The 15,991-nt window shown below is 70.4% G+C and carries 14 protein-coding genes and 1 pseudogene; 5 read left to right on the top strand and 10 right to left on the bottom strand.

All coding sequences use genetic code 11. From position 1 onward, the window contains the following. The 4 genes from cimA to Q0112_RS10775 form a co-directional block, all read right to left on the bottom strand. The coding region (gene cimA / locus Q0112_RS10790; RefSeq protein ID WP_297975062.1) for a citramalate synthase at positions 1-1,127 on the bottom strand (1,127 nt) is incomplete at its 3' end. After that, positions 1,124-2,575: a cysteine--tRNA ligase gene (cysS, locus tag Q0112_RS10785; RefSeq protein ID WP_297975060.1), complete on the bottom strand. Its 1,452-nt coding sequence runs from the start codon at positions 2,573-2,575 to the stop codon at positions 1,124-1,126. The genes cysS and cimA, both read right to left, overlap by 4 nt. Positions 2,576-2,735: 160 nt before the next feature. Then, a complete protein-coding gene (locus Q0112_RS10780) occupies positions 2,736-3,353 on the bottom strand; it encodes a GNAT family N-acetyltransferase (RefSeq protein WP_297975057.1) in 618 nt (205 codons plus the stop codon). Between the two features lie 145 nt (positions 3,354-3,498). Beyond that, positions 3,499-4,071, bottom strand: a complete 573-nt coding sequence (locus tag Q0112_RS10775) for a hypothetical protein (protein ID WP_297975055.1) — start codon at positions 4,069-4,071, stop codon at positions 3,499-3,501. A gap of 167 nt (positions 4,072-4,238) precedes the next feature. Here Q0112_RS10775 and Q0112_RS10770 point away from each other — a divergent pair, with 167 nt between their 5' ends. Continuing rightward, the gene (locus tag Q0112_RS10770) at positions 4,239-5,426 is read left to right on the top strand and encodes a M20 aminoacylase family protein (protein ID WP_297975052.1); all 1,188 of its coding nucleotides are present in this window, start codon (positions 4,239-4,241) and stop codon (positions 5,424-5,426) included. 260 nt (positions 5,427-5,686) lie between these two features. Here Q0112_RS10770 and Q0112_RS10765 read toward each other — a convergent pair whose 3' ends face one another. The 4 genes from Q0112_RS10765 to Q0112_RS10750 are packed head-to-tail and all read right to left on the bottom strand — an operon-like array spanning position 5,687 to position 9,598. Next, complete coding sequence (locus Q0112_RS10765) at positions 5,687-6,403, bottom strand: peptidase (RefSeq protein ID WP_297975049.1); 717 nt, start codon at positions 6,401-6,403, stop codon at positions 5,687-5,689. A gap of 16 nt (positions 6,404-6,419) precedes the next feature. Continuing rightward, positions 6,420-7,229 carry a transglutaminase family protein gene (locus Q0112_RS10760; protein WP_297975046.1) on the bottom strand — a complete coding sequence of 270 codons (810 nt, stop codon included), beginning with the start codon at positions 7,227-7,229 and terminating at the stop codon, positions 6,420-6,422. Then, on the bottom strand, positions 7,220-8,197 hold the full coding sequence (locus tag Q0112_RS10755; protein WP_297975043.1) for an alpha-E domain-containing protein: 978 nt from the start codon (positions 8,195-8,197) through the stop codon (positions 7,220-7,222). The genes Q0112_RS10760 and Q0112_RS10755 overlap by 10 nt, the downstream gene beginning before the upstream one ends. A 9-nt stretch (positions 8,198-8,206) precedes the next feature. After that, positions 8,207-9,598, bottom strand: a complete 1,392-nt coding sequence (locus Q0112_RS10750; protein ID WP_297975040.1) for a circularly permuted type 2 ATP-grasp protein — start codon at positions 9,596-9,598, stop codon at positions 8,207-8,209. 251 nt (positions 9,599-9,849) lie between these two features. On the opposite strand from Q0112_RS10750, the gene Q0112_RS10745 reads away from it, so the two are divergent. The 4 genes from Q0112_RS10745 to Q0112_RS10730 all read left to right on the top strand — a co-directional run bounded on the left by Q0112_RS10745 (position 9,850) and on the right by Q0112_RS10730 (position 14,336). Further along, a complete protein-coding gene (locus Q0112_RS10745) occupies positions 9,850-10,953 on the top strand; it encodes an ABC transporter ATP-binding protein (RefSeq protein WP_297975037.1) in 1,104 nt (367 codons plus the stop codon). Positions 10,954-11,015: 62 nt separating this feature from the next. Further along, a complete protein-coding gene (locus Q0112_RS10740; protein ID WP_297975033.1) occupies positions 11,016-12,089 on the top strand; it encodes an ABC transporter substrate-binding protein in 1,074 nt (357 codons plus the stop codon). A gap of 65 nt (positions 12,090-12,154) precedes the next feature. Next, positions 12,155-13,420 (top strand): ABC transporter permease, encoded by a 1,266-nt coding sequence (locus Q0112_RS10735; protein ID WP_297975031.1) that lies wholly within the window; start codon positions 12,155-12,157, stop codon positions 13,418-13,420. 4 nt (positions 13,421-13,424) lie between these two features. Next, positions 13,425-14,336 (top strand): ABC transporter permease, encoded by a 912-nt coding sequence (locus Q0112_RS10730; RefSeq protein ID WP_297975029.1) that lies wholly within the window; start codon positions 13,425-13,427, stop codon positions 14,334-14,336. A gap of 72 nt (positions 14,337-14,408) precedes the next feature. Here Q0112_RS10730 and Q0112_RS10725 read toward each other — a convergent pair. Next, positions 14,409-15,367 (bottom strand): IS630 family transposase gene (locus tag Q0112_RS10725; protein WP_297975027.1). Its coding sequence is split into 2 segments (ribosomal slippage): positions 14,409-15,023 and positions 15,026-15,367, totalling 957 coding nucleotides; the frame shifts between segments, so codons are not numbered across the junction. Between the two features lie 210 nt (positions 15,368-15,577). Then, positions 15,578-15,991, bottom strand: a pseudogene (locus Q0112_RS10720) (ribosome biogenesis GTPase Der); the annotation flags it as partial.

Below are 15,991 nucleotides of genomic sequence, written 5' to 3'. Positions count from 1 at the left end.
CGGTCCTCGCGCTCCTTGACCTCGGCGAGGATGCCGGCGAGGCGCGGGTCGCCCGGCCCCACCTCGATCCCCGCCTTGGCCAGCCGCTCACGCAGGTTCGACTGCCCGGCCTGGTTCGACATCGGGATGACCCGGGCATTGCCGACCGCCTCGGGCGCCACATGCTCGTAGGTCGCGGGATCCTTCAGGATCGCACTCGCATGCAGCCCCGACTTGTGGGTGAAGGCCGAGGCGCCGACGTAGGGGGCGGCCCGGTCGGGCACCCGGTTCAGGATGTCGTCGAGCAGCCGGCTGGCGCGGGTGAGCTCGGGCAGCGCCTCGCGCGAGACGCCGGTCTCGAAGCGCGAGGCATAGGGCTCCTTGAGCAGCAGCGTCGGGATGAGCGTCACCAGGTTGGCGTTGCCGCAGCGCTCGCCGAGGCCGTTGAGCGTGCCCTGCACCTGCCGCGCGCCGGCGTCGATCGCCGCGAGCGAGGCCGCCACCGCGTTGCCGGTGTCGTTGTGGGTATGGATGCCGAGCCGGTCGCCCGGCACGCCGGCGGCGACGACCGCCGCGGTGATCGCGCCCACCTCGGCCGGCAGCGTGCCGCCGTTGGTGTCGCAGAGCACCACCCAGCGGGCGCCGGCGCCGAGCGCCGCATGCAGGCATTCGAGCGCATAGCTGCGGTTGGCCTTCCAGCCGTCGAAGAAATGCTCGGCGTCGAAGATCGCCTCCCGCCCGAGCCCGACGAGATGGGCGACCGAGCGGGAGATGTTGGCCAGATTCTCCTCGAGCGGGATCTCGAGCGCAGCGCGGACGTGGAAGTCGTGCGTCTTGCCGACGAGGCAGATGACCGGCGTGCCGGCATTCACCACCGCCGCCAGCACCTCGTCGTTCTCCGCCGAGCGGCCGGCGCGCTTGGTCATCCCGAAGGCGGCGAGCCGGGCGTGGGCGAGCCCCGGCGCAGCGGCGAAGAAGGCGCTGTCGGTCGGGTTCGCCCCCGGCCAGCCGCCCTCGACGTAGTCGATGCCGAGCGTGTCGAGCGCGCGGGCGATGCGCAGCTTGTCCTCGACGGAGAAGTCGACCCCCTGGCTCTGCTGCCCGTCGCGGAGCGTGGTGTCGTAGAGATAGAGGCGCTCGCGGGTCACGATTCGATCCCGTCGAGCCTGGCCGGGTCGAAGTCCGGGCCGAGCTCCCACTCGCTCGGGCCGCCGGCGCGGTCCATGACCTTGATGCCGGCGGCGAGGAGGCCGTCGCGGATGGCGTCCGCCCGGGCGAAGTCGCGCGCCGCCCGCGCCTTCTCGCGCGCCGCGAGGAGCCCGCGCACCTTCTCGTCGAAGCCCTTCTCGCCCGCCCCGCTGAAGACGCGGTCGAGCGACTGCCGGATGGCGGCCGAGCGGAAGCCGTCGGGGCTGATCCCCATGAGGTCGAGCGAGACGACGAAGGCCGCACCCGCCCGCGCGCCGCGCTCGCCGCCGAGGCGCACCTCGGAGGCGATGTCGCGCAGCGCCTTGAGGGCGAGCGGGGTGTTGAGGTCGTCCGCGAGCGCCGCCACCACCTCGGGCGCGGGCGCGGCGCCGGCCGCAGGCGCGCCCACCCGCTTCACGTCGCGCAGGAGCTTCTCCCAGAGCGTGAGGAGCACGGTCGCCTCGTGCACCTTGGCCTCGGTCCAGTCGATCGGCTGGCGGTAGTGGGTGGACATGAGGACGAAGCGGATCACCTCGCCCGGGATGCCGCGCTCGAGCAGGTCGCGGACGGTGAAGAAGTTGCCGAGCGACTTCGACATCTTCTCGCCCTCGACGTTGAGGAAGCCGTTGTGCAGCCAGTAGCGGGCGAACTCCCCCTCCGGGTGGGTGCAAGCCGACTGGGCGATCTCGTTCTCGTGGTGCGGGAAGACGAGGTCGATGCCGCCGCCGTGGATGTCGAAGGAGGTGCCGAGCAGCGCGCCCGACATGGCCGAGCATTCGATGTGCCAGCCGGGCCGCCCGTGGCCCCAGGGCGAGGGCCATCCGGGCTCGGCCGAGCTCGACGGCTTCCAGAGCACGAAGTCCATCGGGTCGCGCTTGTAGGGCGCCACCTCGACCCGGGCGCCGGCCTGCATCTCGTCGAGCGAGCGGTTGGCGAAGCGGCCGTAGCCCGGGAAGCTCGCCACGGCGAAGAGGACGTGGCCCTCGGCCTCGTAGGCGTGGCCGCGGGCGACGAGCGCCTCGATCATCGCCACCATCTCGGGGACATAGTCGGTGGCACGCGGCTCGTGCGTGGGGCGGAGCGCGCCGAGGGCGTCCATGTCGGCGTGATAGGCGGCCAGCGTCTCGTCGGTCAGCTCGCGGATCGGCCGCTGCTCGGCGGCGGCGCGGGCGTTGATCTTGTCGTCGACGTCGGTGACGTTGCGGACGTAGGTGACGTGCCCGGCGCCATAGACGTGGCGCAGGAGCCGGAAGAGCACGTCGAAGACCACCACGGGCCGGGCGTTGCCGATGTGGGCGCGGTCGTAGACGGTCGGGCCGCAGACGTACATCCGCACGTTGGCCGGATCGAGCGGGACGAAGCGCTCGCGGCTGCGGCTGCGGGTGTTGTGGAGGGTGATCTCTGTCATGACGGACCCGGCCTGGCGGTTCTGCCGCGGCGGGCTATCACGTCGATCCGGGATTGGAAACGGGACGCGCGCACCGCGACGGGGAGTCAGCGGCGAATTCGGATGGAGCGGGTGCGGCAGCGCGTCATGGGCCGCCTTATGCGTGAAGCGGCCGGCGCGATCAAGCGCCTTGCGGATAGCTCCCGGCGAAGCGCAGCATCTCCGCCGCGCGCCGCCGCCGGTAGGCCGCGGCCAGGGTGGCGACGTCGAAGCTCACCTCCACCAGGTCCGGCGTGTAGTTGACGGTGCCGTCGAGCGCGTGCGCCATGCCGATGAAGGAGCTGTTGTCGGGCATCGTCGTGGCGCGGATCGTCCTGATGCCGCGCGGCTCGAGCAGCGAGGCGCCGGTCTGCAGCAGGTAGGTGCCGATGCCGCGCCGGCGCAGCGAGGGATCGACGCTGATGCCGAGCTCGGCCTCCTCCCCGACGATCAGGAGCTCGGCGAGCGCCCGGATCGGCCCCGCCTTGTGCAGCGGCCCGGCGAAGAGCGGCCCGTCGCAGGCGGCGAGGATCACCCCGTCGCGGTCCCAGAGCCCCTCGACGTGGCGGCGGATCGCCTCCGGGTTCAGCGTGGCGCAGAAGCGCATCCAGCGGTCGACCGGGTCGAGCGCCAGGAAGTGCTCGACCACGGCATCGGTGTCGGCGCGGGTGACCTGCCGCAGGCCGAGGCCGGAATGCCCGCGGCAGGGAACCGCGAGCGGATAGCCGATGAAGCTCATATTTGGCAGCCCGTAGGGCATGGGGCACACGGAACTCCGGCGATCGTCCAGCATCATATGGGGTCTCGCTGCGCCGCAGCAAGAAAAACCGACGCGAAACCCCGGCCGCGGGGGGAGCGGCCGGGGTCGGTGACGGGATGGAGGTGGCCCGTCTCCGGGCGGCGACTCAGTGATTTGCGTCGGTGTCCCGGGCGAACTTCGCCGCAGCGATGTCGGCGAGGGACATGCCGGCCGCGTCCGCCGGGGCGATGCCGGCGCTGGCGGCGAGCTGGGTGTAGTTGTTGGGGCCGCCCAGCGAGCGGCTGCCCATGATCGCGGTGCCGCTCCCCGCGGCCTGCCGCTCGTCGCCGCGCGCCTCGCGGTTGATCTTCGCCACATAGATCTCGGCGAGCGTCATGCGCGAGGCCTCGGCCGGAGACAGCCCGGCGACTGCGGCCAGCTGATCGTGGTTGCCGCCGGTGCCAGGGACGACGAACACGTGCCGGTCGTCGCCGCGGGTGTCCCGGTTGAACTTGGCCTGGGCGATCTCGGTCAGCGAGAGGCCCGCGGCCTCGGCCGGGCTGAGGCCGGCGTTGGCGGCGAGCTGGTCGGCGAAGGCGGGCGCCGCACCGAAAGCGATCGCGGCCGCGACAACGGCATTAAGGTACTTCATCTGATCTTCCTTTCGATAATCGGACATGACATCTACTGGAGCCGGAAGCGGCGTCGCCCCGGCCTTTTCTTCGGAATACGGGAGCAACTCTCTCGCTCCCGTTCGCAGTTTCGCAAAATGGACCTCGCTTGTTTCAGACCAAACGCAGGCGTGATTTCAATTGTGCCAGTTCATTCGTACGCAAACGACATCGCACCGGTTGACGCTGCGTGAGGCGACCCGCAGACTGGGGCGCCCGCAACGGAGCGCCGCCGATGCCCGTCATCAACCGCCTCGCCGAGCTCGCCCCCGCCATCACCGAGTGGCGGCGCGACATCCACGCCCACCCGGAGCTCCTCTTTGACACCCGGCGCACCAGCGCCCTGGTGGCCGAGCGGCTGCGCGCGGCGGGGTGCGACGAGGTGGCGACCGGGATCGGCCGCACCGGGGTCGTGGGGGTGATCCGTGGGCGCAGCACGGCCTCGGGGCGGGTGGTCGCGCTCCGGGCCGACATGGACGCGCTGCCGATCCGCGAGGCGACGGGGCTCGACCATGCCTCGCGCACGCCGGGAAGGATGCACGCCTGCGGGCACGATGGGCATACCGCGATGCTGCTCGGGGCGGCGCAGTACCTGGCCGAGACCCGCAACTTCGACGGGACGGCGGTCGTCGTCTTCCAGCCGGCGGAGGAAGGCGGCGGGGGCGGGCGGGAGATGGTCGCGGACGGGCTGATGGAGCGCTTCGGCATCCAGGAGATCTACGGGATGCACAATTGGCCGGGCCTGCCGGTCGGCGACTTCGCGATCCGTCCGGGGCCGCTGATGGCCGGGTCGGACGACTTCACCATCACCGTCGCCGGGCGCGGCGGGCATGCCGCCTTCCCGCACCAGACCGTCGACCCGGTGGTGGCGGCGAGCGCCATCGTGCTCGGGCTGCAGTCGGTCGTGGCGCGCAATGCCGACCCGCTGGCGCCGGCGGTGGTCTCGGTCACGAGCTTCCGCAGCGAGAGCGACGCCTTCAACGTCATCCCCGAGCAGGTCGAGCTGCGCGGCACCGCCCGCAGCCTCGATCCGGCGGTGCAGGACCTGATCGAGAACCGGATGCAGGCGCTGGTCGAGGGGGTGGCGGCTGCGCACGGGGCGACGGCGGCGCTCAACTACCGGCGGAGCTATCCGGTGACGGCGAACGCGCCGGCCCAGACCGAGTTCGCCGCCCGCGTCGCCGCCGGCATCGTCGGCGAGGGCCGCGTCGACACCGACACCCCGCCGGTGATGGGGGCGGAGGACTTCTCCTTCATGCTGAACGCCCGCCCCGGCGCCTTCATCTTCGTCGGCAACGGCGACAGCGCCGGGCTTCACCACCCGCTCTACGACTTCAACGACGAGCTGATCCCGGTCGGCTGCTCCTACTGGGCGCGCCTCGTCGAGACGGCCATGCCCGCGAGCAGGATCGGGGATGACTGATAGGCGATCCGGGTGATCCGTTCGCACCCTGTCCGCACAGCCGCTCCAGGACGTGGAGGGCAGCGCCCGACCCGGCGGGCGAGAAGCGCCCGCCTGGGGGCGGGGCGGGCGCTGCCCGAGGCAGGGCCTCGGGCGGGACGGATGGGGAGGGCGCGACCCTTTCGGTGCCGGTCGTGCGAGCCGTTCTCCCGGATCGCGGATCTGCACGGCGCCGCTCGCGACGAGCACGGCCGGGGCGAACGGATCGCACCCGGCGCCGGTCAGGGCAGGTTCGCGAAGCCTTCGCGCAGCGCCCGGCTCCAGGCGTCGGACATGGCGGCGAAGGCCGGGTCGCCGGGCTCGATCCGCTCGCGGGTTGCCACGCGATGCTCGTCGCGGCGGATGGTGACGAGGTCGAGCGGCATCCCTACCGACAGGTTCGAGCGCAACGTCGAATCCATCGAGATCAGCACCGCCTTGCGGCCGGCCTCGAGCGAGGTCGAGGGGCGCACCACCCGGTCGAGGATCGGCTTGCCGTACTTGTGCTCGCCGATCTGCAGGTAGGGGGTGTCCTCGGTCGCCTCGATGAAGTTGCCCTCGGGATAGATCAGGAACAGCCGGAGCTGCCCGCCGAGCCGCTGGCCGCCGAGGAGCATGGTGGCCGAGGCCGAGACCTCGCCCCGCTGCATGCGGCTGTCGGTATCGACATAGACCCCGTTCAGCGTGCGCCCGACGATCTCGGCCACCTGCAGCATCGAGGGCGCCAGCATGATCGAGCGCGCGGGGTCCTCGCGGGCGATCTCGTGGCGGAGCTTGGCGACGACGGTCTGGGTGACGGCGAGGTTGCCGGCGGTCAGGAGCGCCATCGCCCGCTCGCCCGGCGTCTCGAAGACGAACATCTTGCGGAAGCAGGCGATATTGTCGAAGCCGGCGTTGGTGCGGGTGTCCGACAGCATGACGACGCCGGAGTCGAGCAGGAGGCCCACGCAATAGGTCACTGGGATCGCACTCCGGCTATTGCTGCGCGTCGATGAGGACGCTCACGTCCATCGCCTCGGCGGCGCCGCCGCGGGCGACGCCGCGGATCGGCGCCGCGTCGCGGGCGTCGCGGCCCGAGCCGAGGCGGATGTAGCGAGCGTCGGGACAGCAGCGGTTGGCCGGATCGAAGCCGACCCAGCCGAGATCGCCGACGTTGAGCTCGGCCCAGGCGTGCGCCGCCTCGCCGGCGTCGCCGCCGGTGAACAGATAGCCGGTGACATAGCGCGCCGGGATGCCCGAGGCATGGGCGACGGCGATCAGGGCGTGCGCCAGATCCTGGCAGACGCCCTCGCCCTGCTCCAGGGCCTCGCCGGCTGTGGTATGCGCGTGGGTCGCGCCGGGGACGTAGGCGATGGCGTCCGCCACCGCGCCGGCCAGCCGGTGCGCCCGCTCCAGCGCGCGGTCGGCCGCGACCCTGGCGAGGGCGGCGTCGCGCAGCTCGAGGAGGCCGCGCGACAGCTCGATGGCGCGGGTCGGCCGCAGGTAGACCCGCGGCGAGATCGTCTCGCGATGGTCGCGGAGCACGCCGGTCGTGTCGGTCGTCTCCACCGTCCCCTCGACCAGGACCGCGATGCGCTCCACCGGCCCCTGCACGGTCATGGTGCTGACCGCGTCCCCCGCCCCGTCGACGAAGGCCGAGCCGAAGACCGCGCCCTCGGCGCTCACCTGCCAGTCGAGCACGGTCTGCCCGCCGCTCGAGGCCGGCGTCAGCCGGTGGCTCTGGGCCACGAAGCGCACCGGCGCGGCGAACTCGTAGAGGGTCGTGTGCCGGACGCTCAGGCGCATGTCGGAAGCCGCATCGTGGTGGAGCCGGAAAGATAGCCGTCCGCCACGTCCTGCCCCAGCGCGGCGTTCTGGTAGATGAAGCGGGTGAGGAACTCGTGCAGCCCCTCGTCGATGATGTCCTGCACCCGGGCCTCGGCGAGCTCGCCCAGCATGACGCCGAGCCGGTCGTGGGCGATGATGCGCCGGCCGTAGGCCTGGGCGAGCCGGCCGAGATGCTCGCCGACCTTCTCCTGGCAGTGCAGCAGCGAGCGCGGGCAGGCGCGGTTGAGGATCAGGAAGTGGGCGATCTTGCGTGGGGAATATTCGCCCCCATAGGACCAGTGGAAGGCGCGGTAGGCCGAGAGCGCCCGCAGCAGCGTCGTCCACTGGTAGGTGTCGATCGAGCCGCCCACCATGTCGGTCGTGGGCAGCAGCACGTAGTATTTGACGTCGAGCAGGCGCGCGGTGTTGTCGCCGCGCTCGAGGTAGGTGCCGAGGTTGAGGAAGTCGAAGCCGTCGTTCTGCAGGTGCGTGCCCTCGGTGGCGCCGCGCAGCTGCGCGCCGTGGCGCTTGGTCCAGTCGCAGAGCTGCGGCAGGTGCGCGGCGGAGCGCGGGCGGCGCTCGATCTCGCGGAGCTCGAGGTAGGCGCCGTTGAGCGCGTCCCACATCTCGGAGGTGAGCGCGGTGCGCACGGCGCGGCCGTTCTGCCGCGCGGTCTCGATGCAGGAGACGACCGAGGAGGGATTCTCGCGGTCGAAGAAGAGCCAGGTCTCGACGTCGCGCTGGCGCACCTCCTCGCCGAACTTGGCCTCGAAGCCGGCGGCGGAGCCGGCCGCGGCGACGAGCGAGGCCCATTCGTTGCGGTAGCCCTCGCCGGCCGAGGGCATCAGCGCCATGCGGTAGCCGACCTCGAGCAGCCGCGCCATGGTCTCGGCCCGCTCCATGTAGCGGGCGAGCCAGTAGAGGTTTTCCGCCGTCCGGCTGAGCATGGGCCCCCTTCAGTCCGCCAGCACCCAGGTGTCCTTCACCCCGCCGCCCTGGCTCGAGTTCACGACGAGCGAGCCCTCGGTCAGCGCTACGCGGGTCAGCCCGCCCGGGCAGAGGTGCACCTCGCGCCCGACCAGGCAGTAGGGGCGCAGGTCGACGTGCCGCGGCGCCAGCCCCTCGGCGACGAAGGTCGGGCAGGTGGAGAGGGCGAGCGTCGGCTGGGCGATGAAGTCGGAGGGGTTGGCCTTGATCCGCTCGGCATAGGCGGCGATCTGCTCCTTGCTCGAGCGCGGCCCCACCAGCATGCCGTAGCCGCCCGAGCCGTGCACCTCCTTGACGACGAGGTCCTCGAGGTTGGCGAGCACGTGCTTGCGGTCCTCGGGGTCGGCGCATTTCCAGGTGTGCACGTTCTTCAGGATCGCCGTCTCGCCGAGGTAGAAGCGGATCATCTCCGGCACGTAGGTATAGACCGCCTTGTCGTCGGCGACGCCCGAGCCCGGGGCCGAGCAGATGGTGACGCCGCCGGAGCGGTAGACGTTCATCAGGCCGGGCACGCCCAGCATGGAGTCGGGGCGGAAGCAGAGCGGGTCGAGGAAGGCGTCGTCGATGCGGCGGTAGATCACGTCCACCCGCTTCGGGCCCTCGGTGGTGCGCATGTAGACGAAGTCGCCCTGCACGAAGAGGTCCTGCCCCTCGACCAGCTCGACGCCCATCTGGTCGGCGAGGAAGGAATGCTCGTAGTAGGCGGAGTTGAACGCGCCGGGCGAGAGGATGACGCTGACCGGCTCGCCGTCGCACTTGGGCGAGGCCACGCTGGCGAGCGTCCGGCGCAGCCGCTCGGGGTAGTCGTCGACCGGCGCGATGCGGGTCGAGCGGAAGAGCTCGGGGAACATCCGCATCATGATCTCGCGGTTCTCCAGCATGTAGGAGACGCCGGAGGGGGTGCGGCAGTTGTCCTCGAGCACGAAGAAGTCCTCGGGGCCGGTGCGCACGAGGTCGATGCCGACGATGTGCGAATAGACCCGGCCGGGCGGGTCGATGCCGACCACGGCGGGCTCGTAGGCCTCGTTGCGGAAGACGAGGTCGGCGGGGACGACGCCGGCGCGGACGATCTCGGCGCGGTGGTAGACGTCCCAGAGGAAGGCGTTGAGCGCGCGGGCGCGCTGCTTCACGCCGCGTTCGAGGCGGCGCCACTCGCGCTCGGTGAAGACGCGCGGCATCATGTCGAAGGGGATGAGCCGCTCGGTGTCGCCGCCCTCGCCGTAGACCGCGAAGGTGATGCCGATGCGCCGGAAGAGCGCCTCGGCCTCCTGCTTCTTCTGCTCGAGCACCTCGCGCGGGGTCCGCTCGACCCAGTCGACGAGCCCGGCGTAGGCGGGCCTGACCTTCTCGCCGTCGAACATCTCGTTGAAGATGCCTATGGCCGCCTCCCCGCCCCTGCGCGCCTCGCGAGCACTAGAGGCGAGCATCTGGCAAAAGGCAAGCGTCCGGCGGGGCGCGGACGGGACGCGGGCGCGCCCCTGCGCAGATATTGGGCAGATCGCGTTGGGCCTGCCTTCTCGCTGGGCGCGGAAATCGCTTCCGCCCCGGCCATCCGGTGGATAGAGTTCGGGCGGACCGGGCCGAAGCTCCGGCAGGCAACAGGGAATGGCGCATGGCGGTCGAACGCGGCGACGCGGCCTTCGTGGCTTTCGAGCACGTGCAGAAGAGCTACGACGGCGAGACCCTGGTGGTGAAGGACCTCAACCTCTCGATCGGCAAGGGGGAGTTCCTGACCATGCTCGGCCCCTCCGGCTCGGGCAAGACCACCTGCCTGATGATGCTCGCCGGCTTCGAGACGGCGACGCACGGCGAGATCCGCCTCGCCGGGCGGCCGATCAACAACATCCCGCCGCACAAGCGCGGCATCGGCATGGTGTTCCAGAACTACGCGCTCTTCCCGCACATGACGGTGGCGGAGAACCTCGCCTTCCCGCTGCAGGTCAGGAACCTCGGCAAGGCCGAGATCGAGGCCAAGATCAAGCGCGCCCTCGACATGGTACAGATGGGCAGGTTCGGCGGGCGGCGCCCGGCGCAGCTCTCGGGCGGCCAGCAGCAGCGCATCGCCCTCGCCCGCGCCCTCGTCTTCGAGCCCGAACTCGTCCTCATGGACGAGCCCCTCGGCGCGCTCGACAAGCAGCTGCGCGAGCACATGCAGTTCGAGATCAAGCACCTGCACGACGCGCTCGGCGTGACGGTGGTCTACGTCACCCACGACCAGTCCGAGGCGCTGACCATGTCCGACCGGGTCGCCGTCTTCAACGACGGCCGCATCCAGCAGCTCGCCCCGCCCGAGGAGCTCTACGAGCGGCCGGCGAACAGCTTCGTCGCCCAGTTCATCGGCGAGAACAACACGCTCCCCGGCACGGTCGAGACGATCGCCGACGGCGCCTGCACCGTGCGGCTCGCCGGCGGCGAGCTCATCGAGGCGGTGCCGGTCAACGTGAGCGCGGCCGGCGAGCGGACCACCGTCTCGATCCGCCCCGAGCGCGTCGAGTTCAAGCCCGAGCGCCTGCCGCCCGGGGCGCGCACCGTCGAGGCGGAGGTGCTCGAGTTCATCTACATGGGCGACACCTTCCGCACCCGGATGCGGGTCGCGGGCAACGACAACTTCGTGATGAAGTGCCGCAACAGCATCGGCCAGCGCAAGCTCGAGCCCGGCGAGCGGGTGGCCATCGGCTGGGTCACCCCCGACGCGCGCGCGCTCGATCCCCACTGACGGAGGGCGCGATGCACGAGCCATCCCAAGCCAGAACGTTTCCAACCCAAGGAGCATCCCGAATGAAGAGAATGCTGTTTCTCACCAGCACGCTCATGTGCGTCGGCTTCGCGGCCGCCGCGCAGGGCGAGCTCAACATCGTCTCCTGGGGCGGCGCCTACGGCGCGAGCCAGATGGAGGCCTACCACAAGCCCTACATGGCGCTGACCGGAATCAAGATCAATTCGATCGACGCCGACAACCCGGCGACCCCGATCAAGGCCCAGGTCGAGGCCGGCAACGTCTCGATCGACATCGCCGACGTCGAGCCCTCGGATCTCGTGCGTCTCTGCGACGAGGGCGCGCTCGAGGTGCTGCCGATCGACGAGCTGCCCGACGGCGCCGACGGCACGCCGGCGGCCGATGACTTCATCGAGGGCGGCCTCTACGACTGCGGCGTCGGCACCATCGTCTATTCGACGCTGATCGCCTACCGCACCGACACCGGCGTGGCCCCTACCTCGTCCGCCGACTTCTTCGATCTGGAGAAGTTCCCCGGCAAGCGCGGCCTGCGCAAGGGCGCGAAATACTCGCTCGAGCTGGCGCTGATGGCCGACGGCGTGCCGCCGGCCGAGGTCTACGACGTGCTCGGCACCCCCGAGGGTGTCGACCGCGCCTTCGCCAAGCTCGACACCATCAAGGACCAGGTGATCTGGTGGGAGGCCGGCGCCCAGCCGCCGCAGCTGCTCGCCGACGGCGAGGTGGTGATGACGACCGCCTACAATGGCCGCATCTTCAACGCGATGATGGAGGAGAACCAGCCGTTCGCGCTCCTCTGGCCGAACCAGATCTACGACTTCAACCTCTGGGTCATCCCCAAGGGGGCGCCACACAAGGACGCGGCCTGGGAGTTCATCAAGTGGTCGACCGACACCCAGCGGCTCGCCGACCAGGCGGGCTTCATCAGCTACGGCCCGGCGCGCAAATCCTCGTCGCCGCTGGTCGGGCTGTTCAAGGACGGCAAGACCGAGATGGGTCCGCACATGCCGACCAACCCCGACTACGTGGCTGATGCGCTCACCACCGACATCGAGTTCTGGGCCGACCATGACATCGAGCTGAACGAGCGCTTCAACGCATGGCTCGCCGCCAGCTGAGGCGAAGCCCCACGACGACCGGCCGGGGCGGCGCCGCCCGCCCCGGCAACCCCGCGAGGAGCCGCATGGCCGACATCCCGGCAGACCAGAGCGCAGGCATCATGCGGGCCGCCGACGGCCGGCCGCTGAAGGTCGCCCTCGCGCGCGCGCAGACCCGCGCCCGGCGGCGGGCGTTCCTGCTCGTCGCGCCGCTCCTGTTTTTCGTCCTCGTCACCTTCGTCGTCCCGATCGGGCAGATGCTGCACCGCTCGGTGCACAACCCGACCTTCGTCGACAACATGCCGCAGGTCGCGGCCTGGTTCCGCGACACCCCGGCCGGGACCGAGCCGGACGAGGCCGCCCTTGCCGCCCTGATCGCCTACCTCGCCGCCGCGGCCGAGGCGCGCACCATCGGCGCGGTCGGCACGCGGGTGAACTACGAGATGCAGGGCACCCGCTCGCTCTTCACCGCCGCCGGGCGCCGCGCCGGCCGGCTGGAGGCCCCCTACCGCGAGGCACTGCTCGATATCGACGCGAAATGGGGCGACCCGGCGCTCTGGAGCACCATGCGCCAGGTCTCGACCGCCTACACGGCGAACTTCTACCTCGCGGCCGTCGACCGCACCCGCGACCTCGACGGCAGCGTCACCCGCGTCGCGCCGGACCGGGCGGTCTATCTCACGCTCTTCCAGCGCACCTTCCTGCTCTCGGCGCTCATCACCTTCCTCTGCCTGCTGCTCGGCTTCCCGATCGCGCACCTGCTCGCGACGCTGCCCCTGCGCTACTCGAACCTCCTGATGATCCTGGTGCTCCTGCCCTTCTGGACCTCGCTCCTGGTGCGCACCACCGCCTGGATGGTGATCCTGCAGGGCCAGGGGGTGCTCAACAACGCGCTGGTCTCGCTCGGCATCATCGGCGACACCGGGCGGGTCGAGCTCATGTACAACCAGGCCGGCACGGTCATCGCCATGACTCACATCCTTTTGCCCTTCATGGTGCTGCCGCTCTACTCGGTGATGCGCACGATCAACCCCTCCTACGTGCGCGCGGCCCGTTCGCTCGGCGCGACCTCCTGGACCGCCTTCCGCCGGGTCTACCTGCCGCAGACCCTGCCCGGGATCGGGGCGGGCTCGCTCCTCGTCTTCATCCTCGCGGTCGGCTACTACATCACCCCGGCGCTGGTCGGCGGCGCCTCCGGGCAGCTGATCTCGAACCTCATCGCCTTCCACATGCAGAATTCGCTCAACTGGTCGCTGGCCGCGGCGCTCGCGGCGCTGCTCCTCGCCGCGGTCCTCGCCCTCTACTGGCTCTACGACCGGCTGGTCGGGGTCGACAACATGAAGCTCGGGTGATCCGATGGCGCTTCCGATCTACGCCTCCCCCCTCGAGCGCGCCTGGCACTATACCTACTTGGTGATCTGCGCGCTGATCTTCCTCTTCCTGATCGCGCCGATCCTCATCATCATCCCGCTCTCGTTCAACGCCGAGGCCTATTTCACCTTCAGCGAGAAGATGCTGCGGCTCGATCCCGAGGGCTACTCGCTGCGCTGGTACGACCGGCTCCTCACCTTCGGCATGGTGGCGCCGGACGCGCCGCGCGACGCCGCCTGGTGGTCGGACGTCTGGCACAACGCCTCCTGGGTGCGGGCGGCGAAGAACTCGCTCATCATCGGCTTCTTCGCCACGCTCATCGCCACCGTCCTCGGCACGCTGGCCGCCCTCGGCCTCTCGCGGCCGGAGATGCCCTTCCGCCGCACCATCATGGCGATCCTCATCTCGCCGATGATCGTGCCGATCATCATCACCGCGACCGGGCTCTTCTTCTTCTACTCGATGGTCGGGCTCGCCCACTCCTACGTCGGCATCATCCTCGCGCATGCGACGCTCGGCATCCCCTTCGTCATCATCACCGTGACGGCGACGCTCGTCGGCTTCGACCAGTCGCTGAACCGCGCCGCGGCCAGCCTCGGCGCCTCGCCGACCCGTACCTTCTTCCAGGTGACCATGCCGCTCATCATGCCGGGGGTGATCTCGGGGGCGCTCTTCGCCTTCGTCACCTCCTTCGACGAGGTGGTGGTCGTCCTCTTCGTCGCCGCCCCCGAGCAGCAGACCATCCCGCGGCAGATGTGGAACGGCATCCGCGAGCAGATCTCGCCGACGATCCTCGCCATCGCCACCATCCTCGTGGCGATCTCCGTCGCGCTCCTGACCGTCCTCGAGCTGCTGCGCCGCCGCTCCGAGCGCCTGCGCGGCCTCTCCCCCGGCTGAGGCCGTCATACGTCCGCCGGTGAACGGTTCGGTCCTGTCGCCGGCGCGACCCCGCGTTAAAGCGGCGTGCGTTTAGTCTGACACATATCCGGCTTCCTTGAAGTAGTTCCAGCACTCGTCGGGATCGAAGAGGCCGCAGATTTCGCCGACGGCGCACCAGAGGGTGTCGAGGGTGCGGGCGCCGATGCGGCGCAGGTGGGCCTTGAGCTTGGCGAAGGCCATCTCGATCGGATTGAGATCAGGCGAGTAGCGCGGCAGGAACAGGAACCAGGCGCCCTTCTCACGCAGGATTGCGGCGGCCTTGGGGCTCCTGTGCACCTTGAGGTTGTCGAGGATGACCACGTCGCCCTTGCGCAGGGTCGGCGCGAGCTGGGTCTCGACCCAGGTGTCGAAGGCGGTGCGGTCCATGGCGCCCGGGATCACCCACGGGGCGACGAGACCGTCGTAGCGCAGCCCGGCGACGAAGGTCTGGGTGCCGGCGTGGCGGAACGGCGCATGGTCGCGCACCCGCTCGCCGCGCCGGGCGCGGCCGCGCGTCCTGGTCATGTTGGTCTTGGTGCCGCACTCGTCGACGAACGTCAGCCGGTGCGGCTCCTGGCGCATGCGCGGCTGGGTGTGCCTGGTCCAATGGGCGCGCTCGGCGCGGATCTCGGGCCGGGCGCGCTCCGCGGCCTGGAGCGACTTTTTTTGTATGTGATGCCGGCTCTTGTCAGCGCCCGCGAGATCGAGGACGGGTGCACCCGCACCCCGTGCTCGGCCGCGAGCGCCGCCGCGAGCTCGGTGAGCGCGATGTCCGGCACCGCCTCGACGATCTCGATCAGAAACTCCATGTAGGGCGCCAGCTTGCCTCCCCCCGGCGGCCGACCGAGCCGGAGCGGCGCCAGCGTACCGCGCTCCGCAGCTTGCGCCGCGATCCGTACCGCCGTGCTCACGCTCACCGCAAAGTGCCGCGCCGCCTCCCGCCGCGACCCACCCCGCGCAACGAACACAGAAATCCGCTCGCGAAGATCAATCGAATATGGCTTGCCCATGATCCACCTCCGACGAGGTTGAATCACAAACCGAGTCCTATGGGAATCCTTTCGATTCAGTCTTCGCGCAACCCGCTGTAACCTCCGGTCACGACCGCAATTCGTATGGCCGCTTTCCAGCCCCTTTCCGGCCGCATTCCAGTCCGCTCAAGTCGCTGTTAACACGACCGGAATCCCCCTCGATCCCGATTCAGTCCGCCAGCGGCCGTATCAGCCCTCGAAGCGGCGCGGCTTGTGCTTGTCGAGCGCGGTCACGTTCGGCCGCCGCCGCCCGGCATAGGGATTGTCGCCGGCGCGGAGCAGCAGCCGGATCGGCGTTCCCGGCAGGTCGAAGTCCCGCCGCAACCCATTGATCAGGAAGCGCCGGTAGTCCTCGGGCACCGCGTCCGGCACCGAGGCGAAGAGGACGAAGGTCGGCGGCCGCGTCTTCACCTGCGTCATGTAGCGCAGCCGCACCCGCCGCCCGCCCGGCGCCGGGGGCGGGTGGTCGGCGACCTGCAGGCTCAGCCAGCGATTGAGCCGCGCGGTCGAGATCCGCGCGTTCCAGACCGCATAGGCCTTGACGATCGCCGCATGCAGCCGGTCGAGCCCCTTGCCGGTCAGCGCCGAGACCATGACCATCGG

The sequence above is a fragment of the uncultured Amaricoccus sp. genome (assembly GCF_937858865.1).
In the GTDB taxonomy this organism is placed as follows: Bacteria; Pseudomonadota; Alphaproteobacteria; order Rhodobacterales; family Rhodobacteraceae; genus Amaricoccus.
Note: the sequence above shows the minus strand (reverse complement) of the source record. Positions and strands in the feature narration are given on the sequence as shown.